This window comes from Geobacillus sp. C56-T3 (genome assembly GCF_000092445.1).
Lineage (GTDB): Bacteria > Bacillota > Bacilli > Bacillales > Anoxybacillaceae > Geobacillus > Geobacillus thermoleovorans.
The window spans coordinates 3,310,307-3,334,475 of record NC_014206.1 but is presented as its reverse complement, the minus strand read 5'-3'; the positions used below and the strand labels follow the sequence as shown (position 1 = coordinate 3,334,475).

Below are 24,169 nucleotides of genomic sequence, written 5' to 3'. Positions count from 1 at the left end.
GAGAGGAATGAACTACGCGGAACGGCTGTTGCAAAAGTTTGAAAAACGCGACGCGGTCATCGGCGTGGTCGGTCTTGGCTACGTCGGCTTGCCGCTGGCGGTCGAAAAAGCGAAAGCAGGATTTCATGTCATCGGCTTTGATATCCAACAAAGCCGCGTCGATCAAGTAAACAACGGGATCAACTACATCGGCGATGTCGTCGATGAAGATTTGCATGAGATGGTCAAACAAGGGCGGCTCGTAGCGACGACCGATTACGCCCGCATCGCGGAAGTCGACGCCGTGGCGATCGCGGTGCCGACCCCGCTCGATGAGCATCACCAGCCGGATACGTCCTACGTCGAAAACTCGGCGAACGAAGTCGCCAAATATGCCCATGAAGGAATGCTTGTCGTTTTGGAATCGACCACCTATCCAGGCACGACGGAAGAAATCGTGAAACCGGCGCTGGAGAAAAAGGGGCTCGTCGTTGGGAAAACGGTGTTTGTTGCCTATTCACCGGAGCGGGTCGACCCGGGCAACAAGCAGTTTAAGACGAAAAATACGCCAAAAGTCGTCGGCGGCGTGACAAAAACGTGCACGAAAGTGGCGGCGGCGATGTATCGCGCCGTGCTTGAAGGCGATGTGCACGAAGTATCGAGTCCGGCGGTGGCGGAAATGGAGAAAATTTTTGAGAACACGTTCCGCCATATCAACATCGCATTGGCGAACGAAATGGCCATTTTGTGTGAACGGATGGGCATTGACGTTTGGGAAGTGATCGATGCGGCGAAGACGAAGCCGTACGGATTTATGGCGTTTTACCCGGGCCCGGGGCTTGGCGGCCATTGCATTCCGATCGACCCGTTTTATTTGACATGGAAAGCGCGCGAATACAACTACCATACACGCTTGATCGAGCTGGCCGGCGAAATCAACAACGCAATGCCGGAATATGTCGTCAACCGCGCGATGCTCATTTTGAACGAAGAAGGGAAGGCGCTGCGCGGTTCGAAAGTGACGGTGCTCGGCGTCGCCTACAAAAAAGACATCGACGATGTGCGCGAATCGCCGGTGTTGAAAATCGTCGAGCTGCTCGAACAATACGGGGCGGAATTTGCCGTCGTCGACCCGTATGTGCCGTCGTTCCGGGCGTGCAACCGCGTCATTGAGACGGTCGAACTGACGCCGGAACTGCTTGCACAGTCAGATCTTGTCTTGATTACGACGGACCATTCCAACATCGACTATGAAATGGTCGCTCGTCACAGCCGGGTCGTGTTTGACACACGCAACGCCATGAAAGATGTGTCGAAACCGGCAAAATACGTCAAATTGTAAGCGAAGGAGACGAAACCATGAACGTTGTCGATCCCTCTGTTGTTTGCGGTGAACGTGTCGAAATTGGCCATTTCACTGTCATCGAGGCGAATGTAAAAATCGGAAACGACGTTAAAATCGGACATTGCGTCACGATTCACGAAGGAACCGTCATCGGCGACGGCGTGACGATCGCCGACGGAGCGGTGCTCGGCAAACCGCCGAAGCCGGCGAAAACGAGCACCGTCAAGCTGTCGGGCGAGCTGCCGCCGCTTGTCATCGGCGACCATTGCACGATCGGCGCCAACGCTGTCATCTATCGAGGAGCAGTGATCGGCGCCTACACATTGATCGCTGATTTGGCGAGCGTGCGCGAAAACGTGCACATCGGCCAATATGTGATCGTCGGGCGCGGGGTGTGCGTCGAAAACCACGTCCAAATCGGCGATCAGACGAAAATCCAGTCGAACTCCTACATCACGGCCTACACAACGCTCGAAGACCATGTGTTCATTGCTCCGTGCGTCACGACGACCAATGACAACTACATGGGGCGGACGGAAGAACGGTTCGCCAAAATCAAAGGGGCGACCGTCAAGCGCGGGGCGCGCGTCGGAGGCGGAGCGATTTTGCTGCCGGGCGTGACGGTGGCGGAAGAGACATTTGTCGCCGCTGGGGCGCTTGTGACGAAAGATACGGAACCGAGGACGGTCGTGAAAGGATTCCCGGCGCGCTTCAGCAAAATGGTCGACGAGCGGGAGTTGTTATAAATTGTTCTCGGCATTCAAGCGTTTAGGAGCGGATTCGCTCCTTTACGCGTTTATGAACGTCGGTACGAAGCTGATTGCCTTTTTGATGCTGCCGATTTATACAAGCTATTTGTCAAAGGCGCAGTACGGGGCGGTCTACTTGATCGACCAATGGACGTCGATGCTGACGTTTCTCGTCATTTTCGGTACGGATTCGGCGCTCTCTTTTTACTATTACGACACGGACGACAAAGAGAAGCGCCTTTTGTATGTGCGCAACGTCATGTACTTCCGGCTGTTTGTCGTCGCCATCTTATTTTTGGCTGTCGTTTTGGCCGGTCCGTGGATCGCAGGCGCGCTGTTTCAAGAACCTCGCTATGTCGATTTGCTGTACATCAGTATCGCGACGCTATTGCTCGATACGATTTTCGTCGTGGCGACGACGGTGCTGCGGTTTGAATTTCAGACGAAAAAAGTCGTGATTTGGACGCTCGTGAAAATGCTGCTTGTCGCTGTGCTGTCGTATGCGGCGCTCCGGTGGTTCGCGGCGACGCCGGAAGGGCTGCTCATCGGCCGGCTCGTAAGCAGCGCGCTCGTGTTTTTGTTGATGCTGCGTTTGACCGTAAAGTATATGGTGTGGCGCGTGCGCCTTGACGTGTTAAAGGAGCTGCTTGCCTACGCCGCCCCGCTCGTGCCGACTTCGCTCGCCTTTTGGGTGATCGCCAACGTCAGCACGTTTTTCATCCAACGGTTTGCGTCGTTGGAGGAAGTCGGGGTGTTTGGGGTTGCCTTGCGGCTCGCGACCGTGATCACGCTCATCACGAGCGGCGTGCAGATGGCGTGGCGTCCGTATTCGATGTCGATGAAAGACCGGCCGGAAAGCCGTGCGCTGTTTGCGAAAGTGTATATGGCGCTTTTGCTCATTGGAGCGTTTGGGCTGCTTTTGATCGCCACGGCGAGCCCGTGGCTTGTGGAAACCTTTTTCAAACAGGAATATCGCGATGCAGCGTCCTATATCCCGTTTTTATCGGCCGTCACGTTTTTGAACTTTTATTATCTGATTGTTTCCACCGGCTTGTTTTTGACAAAGGAAACCGGCTATATTTCACGGGTGTTCACTCTAGCGGCGCTTCTTCACCTTGCGTTGAACGCCGTTTTGGTGCCGCTTTGGCTCAGCTGGGGAGCGGTCGCGGCCAGCCTCATTACGTATATTGTCGCTGTGGCCTTCATTTTTCGCAAAAGCCAACAAGTGTATTCCGTGCCGGTGTCGTGGAAAAAGATGTCTTTGGTTTTTGTCGGCACATTGCTCGCCCTCATCGTCATCGTCTACGTCCAGCAAGCGCCGCTTGCTGACGGCTGGGTGCTCGCTGGTTGGGGCTTGTTTGCTGCCACGCTCTTTGCCAGCCGGGTTGATCGTGATTTGCGCCGCCCGGTGCGCACGATCGAGGGCGAAAATGCGCAAAATACTTGATAACCGCTCGTCTGATCTAGAAGTCTGGTGACTGAATGGGAAAACGCTCCTTCAAAGGACTTTCTCACATTGAAAAACAGCATGGTCATGATCCTGCTTTGCATTCATGAACCGATGATTTTGCAGAAATCACTGTTTTTCACCAACGTTCTAGGAGGTGTTTCGGATGAAAATCGCCACCGTGTTAGGCGCCAGACCGCAGTTTATCAAGGCTGCCCCTGTCTCGCGCGTCTTGCGAAAACAATATACCGAAGTGCTGATCCATACCGGGCAGCACTATGACCCGAATATGTCGGCCATTTTTTTTGAGGAGTTGAACATTCCGACGCCTGACTACTATCTTGGGGTGGGTTCAGGCAGCCATGGAAAGCAAACGGGCGAAATGCTGATGAAAATTGAAGAAATTGTCATGCAGGAAAAACCGGATTATGTGCTCGTCTATGGCGATACGAACTCGACGCTCGCGGGCGCTCTTGTCGCAGCGAAGCTCCATATTCCCGTCATCCACGTCGAAGCCGGACTGCGCAGCTTCAACAAGCAGATGCCGGAAGAAATCAACCGCATCATGACCGATCATGTCTCCGAGCTCTTATTTTGTCCAACGGAGACGGCCGTGGAAAATTTACGAAAAGAAAATATTACGCGAAACGTCTGGAATGTCGGCGACGTCATGTATGACGCCATTTTGTACAACAAGGAGCTCGCACAGCGCCAATCGACGATTTTGGCTGATTTGTCGCTGGCGGAACAATCCTACTACTTGATCACCATTCACCGAGCGGAAAATACCGATGACCCCGACAAATTGAAAGCCATTTTGGCTGCTTTTCGGGATATTGACGGAACGAAAGTGTGGCCGATTCATCCCCGGACGCGGCATAAGCTTGAAGAGTACGGCTTGGACGCTTCGGCGATTCCAGGGCTTCGGCTGATCGATCCGGTCGGTTATTTGGACATGCTTCGGTTAGAGAGCGGCGCGAAAAAAATCATCACCGATTCAGGAGGCGTACAAAAGGAAGCGTATTTCCTTCGTGTGCCTTGCGTGACGGTGCGCGAACAAACCGAATGGGTGGAAACGCTCGAAGGCGGGGCGAACATCTTAACCGGCACGGACCGCGAGAAGATCGTCGCGGCGGTTCACAAGGAAGTCGCCCCTGTTTATGTGGACGTCTTTGGCGATGGGCATGCGGCGGAGAAAATCGTGGCGGCGATCGGACAGCGATAAGGGTGCGTCGGCATGTTGGACGTGTTGATCTGGTTGATTGTTCTTGTCGCCTCCACCTTGATGTTTCGCTATGCAGCGGGGACGCTTTCATTGACGGCGCCGAATCTCGTGTCGATTGTGTACTATTACTCGTTCCTTCTGTCAAGCTTCATCGGCGCGCTGCTGATCGCCTTGGGGATGGACGATTACTACATGATTCGCAAGTTGTTTCGGCCTGAGGAATACCGGCAGATTGGATTTGTCGTCGTGTGCTTTGTCATGATCGTGTTCCCGCTGTCGATGGTGGTCGTTTCAAGGCTGTGCGGATTTGAAGCCAGGCAGGAGTTTCGCGCCTATTTGCAAAAGCCGCTTTCCCCGTTGGCCGGAGCGACGGGCAGCCAAGTGTTTTATGCGTTTTTGGCGCTGTCGCTGCTCAGTTTTGCCGCCATTGCGTATATGATTTGGAAAACGCCGACGATTCCGGTGTTTGCGCTCTTGACAGGCACGGATGAGAGCTTGGCTGCGTTGCGCATTGAGGCGTCGCGCCATTTTGCCGGAAACGTGCTCGTTCGCAATATTTTTGCCATTACGCTCACGCCGCTTTTGTCGTTTATCGCTTATTTGTTTGCCGAGCTGACGCACGAGTGGCGGTGGAAGCTGCTGTTTATCTGTCTGTTTGTCGGGGCGGTGTTCGTCAATGTGTATGATTTGGCCAAATCGCCGATTTTCTTTTACGTGATGATGTTTTTCCTCATTCGCATTTACATTGGAAAAACAAGGCTGTCGGCGGTGAAATTGGCGCTGTATGGGGGAGTGGGGGCGGCGGTGCTCGTCGGCATGTACATCGTCATTCAAGGGGTGCAAGATGCCACGACCTTTTTGTCTTACAACAAGGGCCCGATCGGCCGCATGATTTTGGCGCAAATCGCGCCGACGTTTCTTCATTTGAATTTGTTCGGCGAAGCGCTGCCATTTCTTTATGGAAAAAGCTTGCCCTCGATTTTAACAGGGTTGTTTGACGTCGAGAACGTCCGCTCCGCCCGCCTCGTGATGGCGCACGTGTTCCCAGAGCGGATTGAAGACGGGACAGGGGGAGTGTTGAACACCCTTTTTGTCGCTGAGGCGTATGCCAATTTCGGTTATGTGGGGATCGTCATCGGCACGCTGTATGTCGGTGTCGTGACGCAGCTGTTGTACATTGGGTTTCTACGGCTGCCAAAAAATCCTTTGTTTTTAAGTTTGTTCGTTTATTTTTCCATTAACATCCCCCGCACGCTCGTCGGTGGGTTCACCGATTTTTTGTTCAATCCGACCTGGGTGCTGCTCGTGGCGTTGTTTGGCGGCATGGCGTTATGGCTGCGGGTGCAGGGGGATTTACGGGCATGGTTTGCAACGAAAAGGCGAATCACGGATGAGGGATGAATGATGAAAACCGTATTGATTTATTACCCGTTTTCACTCGCCGCGGAACGAAACAGCGGGTCAAAGCTGCGGCCGTATGAAATGCATCAGGCGTTTTTGCGCTGGGGAGCGAAGGAGGGAGTGGACGTTCTTCTGATCGCCGGCACGTCAGCCGAGCGGGAGAAGCAATTTCAAGAGCTCCGCAGCCAAGGCAAGCTCGATGATGTCTGGTTTTGCTATATGGAAAACCAGACGATTCCGCTTTGGCTCACTGACCCAGGACACCGGCCGCAAAGTCCGTTCGTCGACCGGGACGTTCTCCGCTACTTGAAAGCCCGCAATGTTCCGATCGGCGTCTTTTACCGCGACGTCTATTGGAAGTTTCCTGATTTGTATCCGCTCCGCGGTTGGAAAAAAGCGGCCATGCAAATGATGTACCGTTGGGAAGAACGGTTTTACGAGCGGTACTGCGATGTCATCTTTTTGCCGAGCCTCGAAATGGGAACATACGTCGCGATCCGCCGCCCGATGGTCGATTTGCCGCCGGGTGGGAAGCAAAAGCCGTTTCAGCGGTTCGGGACGGCGAAACAGCCGCTGAATGCCATTTATGTCGGCGGCATCAACAATGCCGACTACGGGCTTTTGCTCCTGCTTGAGGCGATTCGCTTGGCAAACCGCCGCAAGCCGCTTGTTTCGCTCACCGTCGTCTGCCGAAAAGACGAGTACGAGCGGCAGCCGCTTGCGGTGAAAGAAGAGCTTGCCGCCTTGCAAGTGCGCGTCGAGCACGTCAGCGGCGAAGCGCTCGACCGTTTGTATGCGGAGATGGATTTCGCCTTCATCCCGCGGCGGCGGAGCGAGTACAATGATTTTTCCGTTCCCGTCAAGCTGGTTGACTATCTGTCGAGCGGCCTGCCGATTGTCGCCACCGCTTGCTCAGCGCAAAAGCGGTTGATTGAAGCGGATGGGTACGGCGTCATTTGCGACGACAACCCGTCGTCGATGGCAGAAGCGATCGCCAAGATGGCCGACATGCTCGAGGAGTGCCGCTTGCGCATTGCGCAGACGTTTATGGCGAAACACTCGTGGGAAGCGAGAGTGGAAAAGGTGAAAGAAACGTTGGTGGGGGGCCTCCGATGAAAGTCGCCTTATTGGCTCCAAGCAAATCGATCCATACGCATAAGTGGGCCCGCTTTTACCAAACGCAAGGCATCGACGTGAAAGTCGTGACGTTTAAAGACCATTACGGGCCGGAACAAGCGAAAGAAGTCGAGACAGTCGTGCTGCCGAAATGGCTGCCGGGGAAGTTGTCGTATTTTTCCACTGTCTTTTCATTAAAGCGGCTGCTCGCTTCGTTTCAACCAGATATTTTGCACGCCCATTATGCCTCCAGCTACGGGTTGATCGGGGCGCTTGCGGGGTATCATCCGTTTTACGTCTCCGTCTGGGGGCGCGACGTGTATCAGTTTCCGAATGCCAATCGTTGGAACCGACGGATGCTTGAATATACATTCCAGCGTGCGGATGTCATTTGTTCGACAAGCCATGTGATGGCGAAAGAAACCGGAAAGTATACGGACAAACCGATCGAAGTGACGCCGTTTGGTGTTGATGTCGCCCGCTTCAAACCGTTGCCGAAACAGCCGAAACGGACCGTGACGATCGGCACGGTGAAAGCTCTTTCCGACAAGTACGGGATCGCCGATTTGATTCGGGCGTTTGCCATTGTGCACGAGCGGCATCCGCAAACGGAGCTGTTGATCGTCGGCGACGGGCCGCAGCGGAGCGAATACGAGGAGCTGTGCGCCCGCCTCGGCATCCAATCCGTGACGACGTTTGCCGGCAAAGTTCCGAACGAACAAGTGCCGCTGTATATCAATCAAATGGATATTTTCGCCGTGCCTTCGACTGAAGACAGCGAAAGTTTTGGCGTTGCCGCCGTCGAGGCGATGGCGTGCGGCGTTCCCGTTGTCGTCTCCAACGTCGGCGGGCTGCCGGAAGTCGTCCGTGAGGGAACAACGGGGTTGATCGTGCCGAAAAACAGTCCGGAAAAGCTGGCGGAGGCGTTCGAACGGCTGCTGCTTGATGAGAGGCTGCGGCAACGAATGGGGGAAAACGGCGTCAACCATGTCCATGAACATTACGATTGGACGGAAAATGCGATGCGCATGATCCGATTGTATGAACAAACGTTGAAAGGCGGTGGAGGGAGTCAATGAGGAACAAAGCCGTCATATCAGCCGCCGCGGTTGGTGCTCGTTTGTTGCCGAAAGCGGAGGCTAAGTCGCGAAGCCGGCGGCTTTCCGTTGGCAAGCTCATGATGACCGTCGGTTCGCGGCAACGATTATCCATCCAAGGACAGCGGGACGATGCCAGGGGGGCGTTTCCCCTTTTCCACGCCTCGTTTGCGCTCGCCTCTTGGCGCTCGAAATGGAACGTTCGTTTGCGATTTTTTGGGAAAGTGGTGTGGAGCGGGCCATGAGGATCATGTACCTATGCCAACACTTCCCGCCGGAAACAGGCGCACCGCAAATTCGTGTGTATGAGGTGAGCAAAGAGCTGATCAAACGGGGGCATCAAGTGGAAGTGCTCACGGCGTTCCCGCATCATCCGCACGGCGTCATCCCCAAGCCATACCGCGGCCTGTTTTATTTGTTCGAACAATGGGACGGCATTCCCGTTCATCGGACATGGATTTATCCGTCGCCGAAGGGGAGCTTTTGGAAACGGCTCGCTTCGTATTTTTCGTTTACGTTCAGCTCGTTTTATTCGCTGCTTGTGAAAGCGAAGCCGACGGATGTGATCATTTGCAATTCCCCGCCGTTGTTTTTAGGGATCACCGGGTACGTGGGCGCGAAGTTGAAACGGGCGAAGTTTGTTTTCAACGTCGCCGACATTTGGCCGGAATCGGCCGTTGAGCTCGGCATTTTGAAAAATCGGCTGTTCATCCGAATGGCGAGATGGCTCGAGCTGTTTTTATACCGGAAGGCGTGGAAAATCGCCGCCGCGACGGAAGGCATTCGCGATTATATGATTGAGCAAGGGAAGGCGCCCGAGGATGTCTTTTTATTGCCGAACGGCGTCAACACGGATGTGTTTCGCCCGTTGCCGAAAAACAAGAAGCTGCTCGCGGAATTAGGGCTCGAAGGAAAAGTGGTGTTTACGTACGCCGGAACGATGGGATACGCCCAAGGGCTCGATTCGGTGCTGCGGGCGGCGGCCATCGTCAAAGCGAAAGATGAACGGGCGCATTTCCTGTTTGTCGGCGACGGCCAAGAGCGGGAAAAGCTGATGGCGTTAAAAGAAGAGCTTGGCCTTGACAACGTGACGTTTTACGGATCCGTTCCGGTTGAGAAGATGCCGGAGATTTTCTCCATCACCGATTACAGCATCGTTTCGCTGCGCAACATCGATTTGTTTAAAGGAGCAAGGCCGTCGAAAATTTTCCCGGCGATCGCCACCGGAACCCCGGTGCTGTATTGCGGCGAAGGGGAGAGCGCAGAGATTTTAGAAACATACCATTGCGGAAAAATCGCTCCTCCAGAAAATCCCGAACAGATCGCCGCGGCGGTTCTCGAGCTGCTTTGCCTTCCGAGAGAGGAATACGAAAAGATGGCGGAAAATGGGCGCAAGTTGGCGGTGGAGCAATACTCATGGATTCGCATTGTCGACGATTTGCTTCACGCCCTTGGCGATGAAACAAAACGCGAATCCGTTTGGCCGGCGGAACAATAAAAAAAGAAAAGGGTGTCCGGCTCATAAGCAGGATGCCCTTTCCTTTATGTGAAAAGCGGCTATGTTTCCATTTGGAAAGATATTTTCCGACTGCGTCGGGAGTGTTGTAATGCGAGTGATGTTTTCCTTCACAATCGTCACGCTTTCACTCGAACGAGACTTCCGCCCCGCGGAAGTAATGCTCTAAAATTTGCTCCGCCGTCCATCCGCGCTCGGCGAATGCTTTTGCTCCGTATTGGCTCATGCCGACCCGGTGCCCCCAGCCTTTTCCCGTGACGGTGATCGAGCTGACCCCTGACGGCGAGGCGGAAAGCGGCATGATGCCATCCGTTGTTTGTACTTTGATTCCTTCGACGCCGGCGAGCGAAACCGTTCCGTTCTCTGTTTGGACAGAATAAGATGACAAGGAAGAGGCGGCGATGCTGCCGTTCGTCGTTTGAATCGACACGGATGGACCGCTTTTTTGCACTTGAATGTCGAACCAGTTGGACGGCAAGATGCCGTAAAATTGATTACCGTCTAGCGGGAACAGTTTGCGGATGGTCGTTTCATTGCCTTTCACCGTTTTTTCGCCGGCCGAGGTTTCAATCGTGACGGCCCCCACTTCCCCGTTCGCGCCGGTTTTGGTGATCGAGACGTCGTATAAAACAACCGATGGATCGGTGAGCCCGAACGAACGCAGCAGCACAGACGGGGAGAAGGTGAACGACCAACGGCTGTACGGCGATGATTCATACGGGTCATCGACGCTCGCCAAATATGGGTAGGCGGTTTGCGACGAGTTCCAGACGTCGCTTACGTTGGCGGTTCTGCCGCCGCTTGTCGAGTGGTAATACGTTTCAATGACACTGCCATTATATTTAAGATACAATCCTCTTGTCGCATCCACTGCCTCGTTCGATCGGGGAGATTCTCCATCATATCCTTTATACGTCTGTGTGTTTGGATTGGTCGTCAAACTTGTTTTATGTTTATAGGCATAGTTTCGGGCTGCAATGGCTTGCGCCTTCAGCGCCTCAAGCGGCCAAGAGGCAGGCATCTCGCTCGGCACGACTCCTTTTAAATAATCTTCCATATCTAAAATATTGACAGCATACAAGGCGCTGTTTTGCAGGCGAATGTCGACGCTTCCCCGATACCGCGTTTGGTTCACCTTGACAAGGGACAACGGCGCCGCGCCGATTGTTTCTTGAATAGTAAATCCGGTGCTTGAAAAATCCGTCTTTCCATTGTACGTGACAAACACGGTCGAAGAGGAAGACCGAAATGTCAGATTTGTCCCGCTTGGCAACGGGGTGATCGTCAACGTCTCTTTATTGACGATTTGATAGTTTCCTTCGACGGCGGCTGTCACCGATGCTCCTTTATATAAAAGGACTTGCACGGGATTGTTGTACGTTTTCACCCCAGCGGCGTTCGAGGCGGAAGGAGAGGTGATGAGCCAAAACAGGACGACGGCCAACCACGCTAGTTTTTTCACCGTCTACTTCACCTCACCAAATTCAGCGGCCATCCAACCCCGCCGCCCGTCAGACAGCTGCACGTTGTACCATTTCTCTCCTTTGCTGTTGGTAAACGGCTGGATATAGACCATCTCTGTCCCTTTTGGAACGGTCGCAATAATCGGATAAGAAGTCGTCGCTCCTTTTCGAATATTGACCGCGGCCGTGGCGATGACGTGCTTGGTGCTGTCGCTGCTGACAGCGGATGTCGAGACATCGCCTGAATGGATCCATCCTTTCAGCGATGAAGATAGGACGACGTTGTACCAAAGTCCTTGGGAAGTAAGGTGCGCCCCGACGACTTGCAGTGAAGCCCCTGCCTGTTTATAAGTGATGACGCGGTAGCTCGTTGACGCTCCGCTGCGGACGGCCGCATTGTTTTTCGCTACATAGACGACAGAAGGCAAAGAAGGCGAAGCGGGTTTGCTGGCAAGTTGTTGTTGAAGCTGTTGAATTTGTTGTTGCTGGGCGGCCAGTTGTGCTTTCAGGTTGGCAATGTCGTTTTTCATCGGGTTGAGCTGGGACGTCACCCAGTCGACGCTCGCTAACACGACTTCTTCCGATGCTTTCATCGCCGATGGCGTAAACAAGAGGGCGCCTGCCGTCATTCCGACCGCCAGGCTGGCAGCAACGGCCCATTTGGCTTTTCGTTTCATCATGTTCATCTCCCCCGTTTTTGGATATGGAAAGAAAGGAGAATAATAGCTTTCCTAAAAGGCCGGTGAAACACAACGGATTCGCTTGGTTCATGAGGAATCGCAAGGAATGAAAACGCGATGTTGCCATGTTTCTCCAGCTTGAGAAACACCGTTGCCAAAGCTTTATATCCGTTGCATCATCGGCCTTCTCATGCTATTATTCTCCGAATGTGAACAAACTAGAATTGGCTGAAGTATTCTTCCAGTCCTTCGCGAATGCCGACGGCTGCTTTTTGGCGGAACGCTTTCGTTTTGAGCAGCGCCTCTTCATTCGGATTGGAGATGAAGGCGAGCTCAACAAGAATGCTCGGCAGCTCGTTTTTCCGGTTGACGTAAAAGTCTTGCGTTTTATGGCCGCGGTCATATGTTCCGAGCTGTTGGACAAGATGTTTTTGCACGATGGCGGCCAACTGCTCGCTTTTTGGCCCGTTGAAGTTGCTCGATACGTTGTAGTACGTTGTCGTTCCGCGAGATGTCCGAGAGTACGAGTCGGCGTGAATGCTGATAAAGGCGTCGTAGTCGGAACTGTTGGCGATCCATGTCCGTTCCGACAGCTCCAAAAAGATGTCGGTGCTTCGCGTCAATTTCACGATCGCTCCGGCCCGCTCCAATTCTTCTTTTAGCAATAAGGCGGTGTCCAGCGTAATATCTTTTTCCCGCGTGCCGCCAGGGCCGATCGCCCCGGTATCGTGCGCCCCGTGCCCTGCGTCAATAATGATTTTTTTGCCCTTGAGTCCGGTCTCGAGAATTTTCAGCGCCAATCGGTCGCTGTAATGGCGAAGGGTGAACGTGTACCCCGGTTCAAAGGTGATGAGCAGGCTGCTGCCCGTCCACTCCACCGTTTGGATGCCTGGAATGTCGGTCGACGGGACTTCAGCGTAGGAAAACGAGCCGGTGATTTTCAGGCGATTGCCAGGCAACAACGAATAGGAGACGCGGAAATTAGACGTTTTTTTCCACGTCAAATAGGCATTGTCGTTGATGGTCGAAAACGTCGGTTCCACGAGACTATTTAAGGCGACGGTAGAGGTGCTCGATTCTTCCACCCATCCGCGGACGCCATTGGATGTTTCGACATTCAGCCATCCATGATATTCGTAAAGGACAGCAAGCCGCTCATTCGCTGCCAGCGTCTTCAACGATTGATAGTTTGAAGAGGCGCCTCGGCGCAGCGGAGTGCCCGCCTGTTTGACGTATACGTAGGATGGGGCGTTGACTTCAAACGCCGGCATCCATCCCGTTTTCCCCGATGCAGAGGTGACTTGCACCCAGTCGAACGGAGATGCTTCTGTCGTCTTCAAAACCGTGACCGTTCGGTTTTTCGCAATCCGCTCGATGACGGCGGCGCTCAACGAAGGTTCGGCAAACAGCGCCGCATTAGCGGTTGTCACCTGCTTTTGCTTCCCCTGGCTGGCTGGTGGGGAAAGGTAGGATTTGGTTACGACCGTCTCGTGCACCCAGCCGAGCGTTTTTCCATTGAGGGACACTTTGTACCAAAGCGCTCCCGACGCATCTTTGGCGCTTGACAGGCTGTTCAGTTTGGTTCCTTTTTTCAGTTGGGTGACGACTTTTGCTTTTAAAGATGGAGCTTGCCGCACATTGGCGACCGACACGCTGACCGTCAGCGGCTGGCCTGAGATGCTGGACGTATCCGAGACACCGCTTGGAACCGAAATGGTTGATGACATCGTCAACACTTTTTCCGACACCCATCCCCGGACATGTCCGAGATCAACGCGGTACCAAAGTTCCTGACCATTTGTGACGAACAAATCGATCACTTTGACAGATTGACCGCGTGACACTGTGGCGACGGCGCGGTAATGGACGCTCGCCCCGCGGCGAACCGGGGAGGACTGCACAACGTTCATGAATGTCGGCAAAAGTGTCGGAAGCTGTTTGGGTATGTAGATCTGTTCCGTTTTCACCCATCCTTTGACTCCCGCCCACTCCACACGCACATACTGTTCCCCGAGCGAATTGGTGAACTCGGCCATGATGGAGACGACATCGCCGTTAGACAGTGTTTTTACGACCGGATAGTAAGGGGATGCCCCCTTGCGCATCGCGATGTCGTTGGCGGCGATGACCGCACGCTTTCCGACGAGCATGGAAGGTGGTTGGTTGGAAAAGCTGTCCGCACGCGCCCAGCCGGTGACGCCTCCGTACTCGATGCGATACCACGTTTCACCATAGGCGTTTTGAAACTCGTCTATGACGTTCACTTGTTGGCCAGCGGGAATCGAACCAACGGCCCGATATGAATCGGTTGCCCCTCTTTTCAGCAACGAGTCTTGCTTGGCGAACATCACGTTAGGGAAGGCGGAAGAGACATGCGCTTCAGAAAAGTCGTCTGCCCGCGCCCAGCCCGTGATGCCCTTGTATTCGATGCGATACCACGTTTCGCCAGCAGCATTTTGGAACTTGTCGATGACCTTTACTTGTTGGCCAGCGGAAATGGATTCGACGATTTGATAGGAATCCGTCGCTCCTCTCCTCAGCAAAGCGTTATGCTCAGCGACCATGAGTGTCGGTGAGGATGAGGAAGGACTTCCATCGGCGGCCAAGGCGGCTGACGGCCATAGCGGGCAAGTCGCCAACAAGACGGAAAGAAGCGTTTTTTTCAAGGATTCGATCCCCCCTTTTTCTCAAGTTTGCGTTTTCTATACTATCATAGCGAATTTTGCCGTTTTATCCAACCCGAATTCAGTCCTATTATGAGAAAAAATGAAAAGTTTTGTTGAAAAAGAGAGAAAAAAGCAGAGGACATGAAAGGTTGTGCTCTTTCATCATCATTGCGGCATGATATACGCTGTAAATGGAAAAAGGCGCCCCATTGCGTTTGGTAGCACCTTCTTTGTGATCGTTAATTTTGGCTTTGTGTGGATGGTGAATCGCTGCGCGTGAGGGAGGCGTTGGACGTCTCGAGCGCTTGCCGCAGCGTTTCATTGATTGAGCTGACCGATTGCTCGTCCGGGATGTAGTAGTACACGCCGTTGATCGTTTCGTCGTATCCTTTCAAATGCAAATTTTCTACATCCGCGTTTTTCATTTTTTGATAGACGTAGATGAATGACAACAACTCGGACGGAGGGATGTTCGTCCGCACGTGATCCCCTAAATCGGCGATGACGTCATCCAGCTTCGGCAACGAGGTGATGGACGTGCTTTTGTCAATAATGGCGCGAATGACTTGCTTTTGCCGCTCGTTTCGGCCAAAATCGCCGCGGGGGTCCGATTTTCTCATGCGCACATAGGCGAGCGCTTCATTGCCATTCAACTCTTGTTTGCCTTTATGGAACGTATGCCATTTGAGCGAACCTGTCAGCTGAGCTTTGAATGTAAACGGAACATCCACCGTGACGCCGCCTAGGGAATCGACAATTTTTTCGAACCCTTCAAAATCCGTCGTCACGTAATAGTCGATCGGAACATCGATCAGCTCATTGACGGCTGCAATCGTCGATTGAATGCCTCCATGACTGTAGGAGTGGGTGATTTTGTCTTTCCTCCCTTCGCTCGGAATGTAAACGCGCGTATCGCGGGGAATGCTCAACAAATACACTTTGTTCGTCTTCGGATTGACGGTCAACAACATGACGACATCAGACCGCCCCTCCTCGTCGTGGTACTGGTTTTCCACTCCAACCAACAGCACGGTAAACGGATCTTTGCGCATTTCAATATTTCTTGCAGGCTTGCTTGATGGATCAAGCTCTTGGTAAATTTTGTTTGTTGCCTGTTTCGTCTCGGAGTAAATATTGTAGCCAAAGGCGCCGACACCCCCGAGCAAAAGAAGAAACACGAGCAAAAAGAATCGGCGGAGCCGCTTTTTTTTCTTTCGCTTTTTCACCGTTTTTCTTGTATGATTCATCGTTTAACCCTTCTTTCCTTTACGGTGTCGTTTTAGGAAGACGGAAGCAGCCGCTCGGCATACTCCATCGCTCCCGCCTGAATGTTCGCCCTTCCGTTTGTCAGTTCGGTCATCCACTCGCCGAACGAAGACTGGCCGTCCTCGGGAACGAGAACGTCAAACGTGACGCGGTCGGCATATTGGATATTTTTAATAGTATATACGGAAGAGCGTAGCTCATTTTCCACTTTCCCAAGCCATGGATAGTCGATCGTGACATGCATGACGCGCATGAGCCGACGCTCGACGATGCCGGCGGCGTTCAGCCCCTCGGAGACGGCGCGGCTGTAAGCGCGCACCAACCCGCCCGCGCCGAGCTTGATGCCGCCAAAGTAGCGGGTGACAACGGCGACGGTGTCTTTCAATCCTTTTTTCTTCAGCACCTCAAGCATCGGCACCCCTGCGGTGCCGCTCGGCTCGCCGTCATCGTTCGCTTTTTGGATTTGGTCATGCTCGCCGATCAAATAGGCGGAGCAGTTGTGGGTGGCATCCCAATGCTTCTTCTTGATTTGTTGAATAAAGGCGACGGCCTCTTCCTCGGTTTCAGCGCGATTGATATAGCAGATGAACCGTGATTTTTCGATCACGATCTCGCGTTCGCCGTATCCTTTGACCGTGTAATATGTTTGCAACAAAGCAAAACACCTCAACATACAAAAAACGCGAAAACGGTTTAATTTTGTTCATTTTTTTGCATGGAATGGCTAGCGATCTACTCTAATTATGGTAAACTGAAAATAAAAGAGCAATAGATAGGGCATGCTTTTATTATTATAAATCGACAACTTTTTTCCTTCAAACAAATTTTGCTGGCGCCCATGCGCACCGCTTGGCAGCGCTGTTGGAGGTTGGCAAATTGGCTGAGGCAAAACAGTGGGATGTGAAGCAGTTGGATCGGATTGTCGAAAAAATGATCGACACCGTTCAACACAGCAAAGACGAAATTTTCCGCATCGGGGAGCAGTCGCGTCAAGAGCACGACCATTTGCTTCGCGAACTCGAGGAGGTGAAGCGGCTGACCGTGCAGGCGATCGAAGAAGCGGATCAGCTGGAAATGAAGGCGCGTCAGGCGCGCCGCCGCCTGTCGGAAGTGAGTCAAAACTTTTCCACCCACTCGGAACAAGATATTCGCGAGGCGTATGAAGCGGCGCATGAGTTGCATATGAAGCTGACGATGGTGCGCGAGCGGGAGAAACAGCTGCGGCTGCGCCGCGACGAGCTCGAGCGGAGATTGGCGAGCCTTGCGCAAATTATCGAACGCGCCGATTATTTAGTTGGACAAATTACGGTCGTGCTCCACTACTTAAACAGCGATTTCCGCCAGGTCGGCGAGCTTATTGAAGGAGCGAAGCAAAAGCAGGAATTTGGGCTGAAAATCATCGAAGCCCAGGAAGAAGAGCGGCGGCGGCTGTCGCGGGAAATCCATGACGGCCCGGCGCAGCTGCTCGCTCACGTCCTTCTTCGGTCTGATTTGGTCGAAAAGGTGATCAAAGAGCGAGGGACAGAGGCGGCGATCGCCGAGATTCGTGATTTTCGCAAAATGGTGCGTTCGGCTTTGTCCGAAGTGCGCCGCATCATTTACGATTTGCGGCCGATGGCGCTTGATGATTTAGGATTGGTTCCGACGCTAAAAAAATATTTGCAAACGACGGAAGAATATAACAAGGGAGTCCACATTTCCTTTGTACATATCGGCGAAGAAATTCGGTTGCCTTCGCGGATGGAGGCGGCCGTGTTTCGGCTTGTCCAAGAATCGGTGCAAAACGCCTTGAAGCATGCCGAAGCGCGCCATATCGACGTCAAAATGGAAGTGACGTGCGACCATCTGCTTGTCAGTGTCAAAGACGATGGCAAAGGATTTGATCCATCGGTCAAAAAAGAAAATGCGTTCGGCTTGATTGGAATGCGGGAGCGGGTGGAGCTGCTCGGCGGCACGCTCGACATCCGCTCAAAGATTGGCAGCGGAACGACCGTGTTCATTCGCGTTCCGCTCGACCGTTCGACTGACAAAACGAACAAGGAGGAGAGGAAACGATGAAAACACGCATCGCGATTATCGACGATCACCAGCTGTTTCGCGAGGGCATCAAGCGCATTTTGGAATTTGAGGGCGATTTTGAAGTCGTGGCGGAAGGAAGCGACGGAAGCGAAGCGCTTTCGATCGTCGAAACATACCGCCCCGATTTGGTGCTGATGGACATTAACATGCCGGACATCAACGGCGTTGAGGCGACGAAACAGCTGATTGAAGCTTACCCTGATACGAAAGTCGTCGTGCTGTCGATTCATGACGATGAAAACTATGTCATGCGCGCCTTGCAGACGGGAGCGACCGGATATTTGTTGAAGGAGATGGATGCCGATACGCTCATTGAGGCGGTGAGAATCGTCGCGGAAGGCGGTTCGTACTTGCATCCGAAAGTGACGCACAACTTGATTCGCGAATACCGCCGCTTGACGACAGAAAAAGGCGGCGCAGTGGTTAAGCAGGAGGTGCGCCGCCCGCTTCATTTGCTGACGCGGCGCGAGTGCGAAGTGTTGCAGCTGTTGGCTGACGGCAAAAGCAACCGCGCCATCGGCGGAGCGCTTTACATTAGCGAAAAAACGGTGAAAAACCACGTCAGCAGCATCTTGCAAAAATTAAACGTCAACGACCGGACGCAAGCCGTTGTGGTTGCGATCAAAAACGGCTGGGTGGAAGTGCGCTAATGGCAATGCCCCCTCCGTTTTCGCCTATTGTCGGCGGATTGGACGGGCGTCTGGCGGCTGGTGTTGAGGGGATCGAGGCAGCGATGCTTTGTTGTTGGTGTGTCCGTGGTGAGGACAAGCTGTCTTGTAGTTGGCGGCAAGCGGCTTTGTTTAGGTCCTTGCGGTGCGCTATCCCCCATTTGGAGTGTGAGTAAAATATTTGTGGGTGACATTCCGAAATGATCCCCGACGAGGGTTGCGAACTTTTGTTCGCGACGCTCGTCGGGGCCACCAAGCGAAGCGCGGTAGAAAAAAGCAAATGTCATGCAAAAAGGACTCTCTCCCTGCTATGATGGTGATTGTCAACATCAACCGAAAACAGGAGGGAGAGAGTCCATGAAACATCTTACCACAGAATGGCCTTTATTAAAAGAGCTGGAGGAACAATTAGTCAGAACTCTTCAAAAGGTGTTCGCTGTCTTGTTGGCGGCCCTTTTGGAGGAGATTGATCAACAACTGGCGGAAGCGCGGGACAAGCGCCGGTATCAGCTGAAAGACAAACGGCCGACTACGATCCAAACGCTGTTTGGAGAAGTGACGTTTCGACGGAACTACTACTATGACCGGCAAACGGGGAACTATACCTTCTTGCTGGATGCCGAATTAGGCTTTGATGGGGCCCGATCGATCAGTCCTTGCCTCGAGGAAACGGCGGTCGAGTTGGCCGTAGAGTGCTCTTCCTACCGCAAAGCGGCTCGCACACTCGAGTCGATCGTAGGGTATGCGGTCATGAGCCACGAGGCGATTCGCCAACTGGTGCTGGAGGCCCCTGTCTCGCTGCACCACCCTGTTTCCAAACGGCACGGCCGAGTGCTGTTTGTGGAGGCGGATGGGCTGTTCATTTCCCGCCAGGGGAAAGGGAAACGGGCGAAAGAAGAGAAAATCCTGGCGATTCACGAGGGATGGAAACGAAACGGTTCGCAGCTTGAGCTGGTAAACCGGCGCCACTACCTCCATGAAGGGGCGGGAGACGTGTGGGAACGGTTTGAAGAGTGGCTGATGAACGAATATGCCTATGATCCGTGCCGGGACCTTTTGATCATCAACGGCGACGCGGCGTCGTGGATCACGGCCTGCCGGGAGTATTTTGGGAAGCGGGCGTGCTTTCAGCTGGATCGATTTCATGTGGCGCGGGAGCTGCGTCAGTGTCTGTCCGGCCATCCGCGTTGGCGGGAGGTGCGGAAGAAGCTGGCGAAACAAGACGAAGAGGGGCTTCTGGTGGAGCTGAACAGCGCGGTCGGCACGTTGGAGGACGAAGCGAAAGAGAAGCAGATGGCTGCCATGATCCGCCGGATCGAGTCGATGCCGGGATGCATCCGGGACTATCGGGAGTGGCTGTCGGAGCAAGGGGTGGAGACGACCGGCATGCGTCCGATGGGCCACGCCGAGAGCGTGATGAGCCGGTTTGCGCATCGGGTGAAATCCCGCCGCAGCTGGAAAGACCAAGGGCTTCGGGCGTTTCTGAGGGCGATGGCGGCCCGAATCGACGGGATCGGGTGGAGAAAGGGACGGTGGGAGGAGCAAGAGCCCCAGTCGGCCGTCTCGGCCTCAACAAAGTCCAAGCGGATCGAACAGGCCAAACGGAAGGCCGGACGGTTATGGGCAGATGTGGTGCGTCAGAATCTACCGTGTCTGCAGCGGTCATCCGGGACGCCGATCCATCAAGCGTTGTCGGCGCTCCGGGATGGTGGTTGGGTGTAAAAAAATGGAATATCGTATCATCGCCTCAAGATGAGGGATGAGAGTCCGAAAGCGCTTACGATATTAATTCCTGAAAATGGTTCGCTAACTAGTGATTGACAACGCCCGTAGTGAACCGAAAAAATGTTCTCCACAAAGTCTTGACTGACTCCCATTTGGATTCGTAGTGGTGGGCGGTTTGTCTTTTTGGTATAATGGAAGAAAATTTGAAATCAGGAAGGAATGGCGTTCGTGAAAACGGCAATTGTCACCGACAGCACGGCCTACTTGCCGAAAGAGGTGCGCGAGAGGCTGGGCATTCGCTTGATTCCGCTCAGCGTCATTTTCGGGAATGAGACGTACCGCGAAGAGATCGATATGACGGCCGATGAATTTTTTGCCAAAATCAAGCAGCATCCGACGTTGCCGACGACGTCCCAACCGTCGGTCGGTGAGTTCGTTGACTTGTTCACTGCCATTCGTGAGGAAGGGTACGAGGCGGTCGTCAGCATCCACCTCTCAAGCGGCATCAGCGGCACGTACCAAGGGGCGGTCACGGCAGGGACGATGGTGGACGGATTGCGTGTTTACGCATACGACTCGGAAATCAGCTGCATGGCACAAGGGTTTTATGCGATCGAAGCGGCGGAAATGGCGCAGGCGGGGAGGTCCCCTGAGGATATCATCGCTCGCTTGGATGAAATGAAACAAACGCTGCGCGCCTACTTTATGGTCGATGACTTGGCCCATCTGCAGCGGGGCGGACGGCTGACCGGGGCGCAGGCGTTCATCGGCGGCCTCTTGCAAATCAAGCCGCTTCTTCGCTTTGAAAACAAAGTGATCGTGCCGTTTGAAAAAATTCGCACGCGCAAAAAAGCGATCCACCGCATCGAAGAGCTGTTCGCCGAAGATGCGGAAAAGGGTGTGCCGCTCAAAGCCGCCATCATCCACGCCAACCAGCCGGATGAAGCGGGCCGCTGGCGCGATGAGCTGTCCGCCCGCTATCCGCACGTCGAATTTTCGATCAGCTATTTTGGCCCAGTCATCGCCACGCATGTCGGCGAAGGCGCGCTCGGGTTGACGTGGTATCAACCTTAAGCCGAGGCCGCAAAGCGCCTTCTCGAGGCGCTACAGCCAAGCGCAAGGAGGAACGGTGCGCTCCGCCTTGCGCGGCGGCGAATTTGTTGTACAGTAGTTTTCTCTCCGCTTTATGAAACGGACGGAGATGTGGGGCTGGCCGAACTTGTCGAACCGTTTTCCTTTCCTGAAAAATTTGTCGCTATTTCCCTGGGAATGTTGTCGAAACACGTTATCGATCGACTCCATGACTCTCCTGTGAATCTTTGCTGGCGTCAGGTTTCGCCGCATCCATTTCTTTCGAAGGCCGATATGTCGTGAAAAAGACGGTCAAACCACATCCTTATTCCATTTGGAAAGGCCTTTTCATCTCCACTTTCTTTTCTGGCGGAATGTTGCTGTTTTGCGCATGACGCCCATTTTTCACCATCTTTCTAACTTTTTACGAAAACGAACACCGTCGATCGCTCTTCCTGTACCTTTATGCGCTTCAAGCCTCTCAACTTGGGGAGAGGGTGTTTTCCATGGCGTTTTCGCCGCGTCACCCGCTCTTTTTGGCTCCCGACTAGGAGACATGCTTTTCCTGAATGGCAAAAGGAGTGATGCTCATTGTACATTCACCCATCAGCCGCTGCTTCGCCGCTCGTCGCTTGGCTGAACGGCCAGCGCCTACCCCGAGAGCAGCTGCCGTTTCCCGATGGAGAAGTCGCTGCCGCCATCCAGACTGGTTCGCTATGCGAACAGCCCGGCCTCATCAAAATATCAAGCGGCTGGCGCTGTATGCGCTGCGGGAATGAAGACGCGCGTCTTTTTGCATCGTTTCCATGCGCCCGCTGTGGATCGGATTGCGCGTATTGCCGCAAGTGTCTCGTGATGGGGCGCATCAGCTCCTGCACTCACCTTGTGCACGTGACGATGCCGCTTCCGTCCGAGCGGCACGAGGCGCCGCTTGTTTGGGATGGGACGCTGTCCGCCGCCCAAGCGGAGGCCGCCTGGGCAGTCCGTCAGGCCGTGCTCGATCGAAGCGAACTGCTCGTTTGGGCCGTATGCGGCGCAGGGAAAACCGAGATTTTGTTTCCCGCCATCGCCGCCGCGCTCGAGAAGGGCTGGCGCGTTGGCCTCGCCACGCCACGGACCGATGTCGTCCGCGAGCTTGCTCCCCGCTTTCGCCAAGCGTTCCCGCGCGTTCCGCTCGCTGTTTGGTACGGCGGAAGCGAAGAGCGCGGGCGGATCGCTTCCTTGGTCCTCTCAACCACCCACCAGTTGCTGCGGGCTTACCGCGTCTTTGACGTTATGATCGTGGATGAAGTCGATGCCTTTCCATATTCTGTTGAGCCGATGCTTGAATACGCCGTTCGTGAAGCGCGAAAAGAACAGGCGAGCCTCATTTATTTAACCGCCACCCCGTCCCGCGCTTGGCAGCTTGATATCACAAGAGGTAAACGGAAAGCTGTCGTCATCCCCGCCCGCTACCACGGCCGTCCGCTTCCCGTCCCCATGTTCGAATGGTGCGGCAATTGGCGCAAACGGTTAGAGCGCGGCCGCTTGCCTGAAAACGTCCTTGCGTGGGTTCTCCATCGTTTGGCGCAGGGAAAACAAGCGTTTTTGTTCGTTCCCCATATCGATGAGCTTGAAGCTGTCACCCGCCTCTTGCAGCGCGTCGATCCCCGCATCGTCGGCGTTCATGCCGAAGCCCTAGACAGAGCCGAGCACGTTCAGGCATTTCGCGATGGGCGCGTGCCGTTGCTCGTCACAACGACGATCCTTGAACGGGGAGTGACGGTGCCGAACATCGATGTCGCCGTTCTCGGCGCCGAAGACTGCATCTTCACGGAAAGCGCTCTCGTGCAAATCGCCGGCCGCGTGGGCCGCCACGCCGCGTTTCCGGATGGCGATGTCCGCTTTTTCCATCACGGGAAAACGAACGAGATGGTGCGGGCGCGCCGCCATATCCTTCGCATGAACGAAGAAGCGAAGAAAAGGGGGCTGCTGCGCCCATGAACTGCCTCCTTTGCCATTCTCCGTACAACCCGATCGCGAGCTGGCGCCAGCTTCTTTTCCTCGAAGACCTTGACGTCCTTTGCCCGCGCTGCCGCGGGTCGTTCAAACTCATTGACGGCCGACTTTGCGAGATGTGCGGCCGCCCGCTTGAGGAAGCCAAGCCATCGCTGTGCGCCAACTGTCTAAGGTGGCAGGAAGATGAACAGTGGGGGAGGGCGCTCGTGAAAAACCGATCTGTGTATATATACAACGACTGGATGAAAGAAGTCGTCGCCTTGTGGAAATTCCGCGGCGACTATGCCATCGTCGCTGCGTTTCGCCGTCCGTTTTCCCAAGCGTTTCGCCGCCATTTCGGTCGCGATTGGCACATCGTCCCGATCCCGCTGAGCCCCGAACGGCTGTATGAGCGCGGCTTCAACCAAGCGGAAGCGCTCGCCCGCTTGCTCCCATCCCCGTATTTCCCTTGGCTGGCCCGCCGGCATTCCGAGAAGCAATCGAAAAAATCGCGCCGCGAGCGGCTGGAGACCGACAACCCGTTTTTTCTCTCCGGACATCCGCCGATTGACGGAAAACGAATCGTTCTCATCGATGACATTTACACGACGGGCATCACCGTCCGCCACGCGGCCCTTGTGTTGCTTGAAGCGGGGGCGGCCGAGGTGGGGGCGTTGACGCTCATTCGCGCGTAACAGT

General features: G+C 54.2%; 20 protein-coding genes. 15 read left to right on the top strand and 5 right to left on the bottom strand.

What is annotated here, in order from left to right; translation table 11 throughout:
- Positions 1 to 7 precede the first annotated feature (7 nt).
- The 9 genes from GC56T3_RS16565 to GC56T3_RS16525 all read left to right on the top strand — a co-directional run bounded on the left by GC56T3_RS16565 (position 8) and on the right by GC56T3_RS16525 (position 9,857).
- Entirely contained in the window at positions 8 to 1,321 is a 1,314-nt protein-coding gene (locus GC56T3_RS16565; RefSeq protein ID WP_013146458.1) for a nucleotide sugar dehydrogenase, read from the top strand.
- Positions 1,322 to 1,338: 17 nt separating this feature from the next.
- Positions 1,339 to 2,070, top strand: a complete 732-nt coding sequence (locus tag GC56T3_RS16560) for an acyltransferase (RefSeq protein WP_013146457.1) — start codon at positions 1,339 to 1,341, stop codon at positions 2,068 to 2,070.
- Position 2,071: 1 nt separating this feature from the next.
- Positions 2,072 to 3,520, top strand: a complete 1,449-nt coding sequence (locus GC56T3_RS16555; RefSeq protein ID WP_013146456.1) for a lipopolysaccharide biosynthesis protein — start codon at positions 2,072 to 2,074, stop codon at positions 3,518 to 3,520.
- Between the two features lie 166 nt (positions 3,521 to 3,686).
- Positions 3,687 to 4,745: a non-hydrolyzing UDP-N-acetylglucosamine 2-epimerase gene (gene wecB / locus GC56T3_RS16550; protein WP_013146455.1), complete on the top strand. Its 1,059-nt coding sequence runs from the start codon at positions 3,687 to 3,689 to the stop codon at positions 4,743 to 4,745.
- 12 nt (positions 4,746 to 4,757) lie between these two features.
- A complete protein-coding gene (locus GC56T3_RS16545; protein ID WP_013146454.1) occupies positions 4,758 to 6,146 on the top strand; it encodes an O-antigen polymerase in 1,389 nt (462 codons plus the stop codon).
- Complete coding sequence (locus GC56T3_RS16540; protein WP_013146453.1) at positions 6,147 to 7,262, top strand: glycosyltransferase; 1,116 nt, start codon at positions 6,147 to 6,149, stop codon at positions 7,260 to 7,262.
- On the top strand, positions 7,259 to 8,341 hold the full coding sequence (locus GC56T3_RS16535; protein ID WP_013146452.1) for a glycosyltransferase: 1,083 nt from the start codon (positions 7,259 to 7,261) through the stop codon (positions 8,339 to 8,341). The genes GC56T3_RS16540 and GC56T3_RS16535 overlap by 4 nt, the downstream gene beginning before the upstream one ends.
- Positions 8,338 to 8,604 (top strand): hypothetical protein, encoded by a 267-nt coding sequence (locus GC56T3_RS16530; protein ID WP_013146451.1) that lies wholly within the window; start codon positions 8,338 to 8,340, stop codon positions 8,602 to 8,604. The genes GC56T3_RS16535 and GC56T3_RS16530 overlap by 4 nt, the downstream gene beginning before the upstream one ends.
- On the top strand, positions 8,601 to 9,857 hold the full coding sequence (locus GC56T3_RS16525; RefSeq protein WP_013146450.1) for a glycosyltransferase family 4 protein: 1,257 nt from the start codon (positions 8,601 to 8,603) through the stop codon (positions 9,855 to 9,857). Before GC56T3_RS16530 ends, GC56T3_RS16525 begins: the two co-directional genes overlap by 4 nt.
- A 145-nt stretch (positions 9,858 to 10,002) precedes the next feature.
- Here the strand turns inward: GC56T3_RS16525 and GC56T3_RS16520 are convergent, their stop codons facing one another.
- From GC56T3_RS16520 to GC56T3_RS16500, 5 genes are all read right to left on the bottom strand, one after another.
- The gene (locus GC56T3_RS16520) at positions 10,003 to 11,337 is read right to left on the bottom strand and encodes a SpoIID/LytB domain-containing protein (protein WP_013146449.1); all 1,335 of its coding nucleotides are present in this window, start codon (positions 11,335 to 11,337) and stop codon (positions 10,003 to 10,005) included.
- A gap of 3 nt (positions 11,338 to 11,340) precedes the next feature.
- Entirely contained in the window at positions 11,341 to 12,018 is a 678-nt protein-coding gene (locus GC56T3_RS16515; RefSeq protein ID WP_013146448.1) for an SH3 domain-containing protein, read from the bottom strand.
- A 218-nt stretch (positions 12,019 to 12,236) separates the two neighbouring features.
- The gene (locus GC56T3_RS16510; protein WP_013146447.1) at positions 12,237 to 14,684 is read right to left on the bottom strand and encodes an SH3 domain-containing protein; all 2,448 of its coding nucleotides are present in this window, start codon (positions 14,682 to 14,684) and stop codon (positions 12,237 to 12,239) included.
- Positions 14,685 to 14,923: 239 nt separating this feature from the next.
- Positions 14,924 to 15,931, bottom strand: a complete 1,008-nt coding sequence (locus tag GC56T3_RS16505; protein ID WP_013146446.1) for an LCP family protein — start codon at positions 15,929 to 15,931, stop codon at positions 14,924 to 14,926.
- A gap of 32 nt (positions 15,932 to 15,963) precedes the next feature.
- Positions 15,964 to 16,605, bottom strand: a complete 642-nt coding sequence (locus GC56T3_RS16500) for a YigZ family protein (protein ID WP_013146445.1) — start codon at positions 16,603 to 16,605, stop codon at positions 15,964 to 15,966.
- A gap of 221 nt (positions 16,606 to 16,826) precedes the next feature.
- Here GC56T3_RS16500 and GC56T3_RS16495 point away from each other — a divergent pair, with 221 nt between their 5' ends.
- The 6 genes from GC56T3_RS16495 (at position 16,827) to GC56T3_RS16470 (ending at position 24,165) form a co-directional block, all read left to right on the top strand.
- On the top strand, positions 16,827 to 18,008 hold the full coding sequence (locus GC56T3_RS16495; protein ID WP_013146444.1) for a sensor histidine kinase: 1,182 nt from the start codon (positions 16,827 to 16,829) through the stop codon (positions 18,006 to 18,008).
- Entirely contained in the window at positions 18,005 to 18,679 is a 675-nt protein-coding gene (locus GC56T3_RS16490; RefSeq protein WP_013146443.1) for a response regulator transcription factor, read from the top strand. The genes GC56T3_RS16495 and GC56T3_RS16490 overlap by 4 nt, the downstream gene beginning before the upstream one ends.
- Before the next feature lie 375 nt (positions 18,680 to 19,054).
- Positions 19,055 to 20,419 carry an ISLre2 family transposase gene (locus GC56T3_RS16485; protein WP_013145704.1) on the top strand — a complete coding sequence of 455 codons (1,365 nt, stop codon included), beginning with the start codon at positions 19,055 to 19,057 and terminating at the stop codon, positions 20,417 to 20,419.
- A 231-nt stretch (positions 20,420 to 20,650) separates the two neighbouring features.
- The gene (locus GC56T3_RS16480) at positions 20,651 to 21,496 is read left to right on the top strand and encodes a DegV family protein (protein WP_013146442.1); all 846 of its coding nucleotides are present in this window, start codon (positions 20,651 to 20,653) and stop codon (positions 21,494 to 21,496) included.
- A gap of 588 nt (positions 21,497 to 22,084) precedes the next feature.
- Positions 22,085 to 23,476, top strand: coding sequence for a DEAD/DEAH box helicase (locus GC56T3_RS16475; RefSeq protein ID WP_013146441.1), 1,392 nt, complete (start codon positions 22,085 to 22,087; stop codon positions 23,474 to 23,476).
- Positions 23,473 to 24,165, top strand: coding sequence for a ComF family protein (locus tag GC56T3_RS16470; protein ID WP_013146440.1), 693 nt, complete (start codon positions 23,473 to 23,475; stop codon positions 24,163 to 24,165). Before GC56T3_RS16475 ends, GC56T3_RS16470 begins: the two co-directional genes overlap by 4 nt.
- The last annotated feature ends 4 nt before the right edge of the window (positions 24,166 to 24,169 follow it).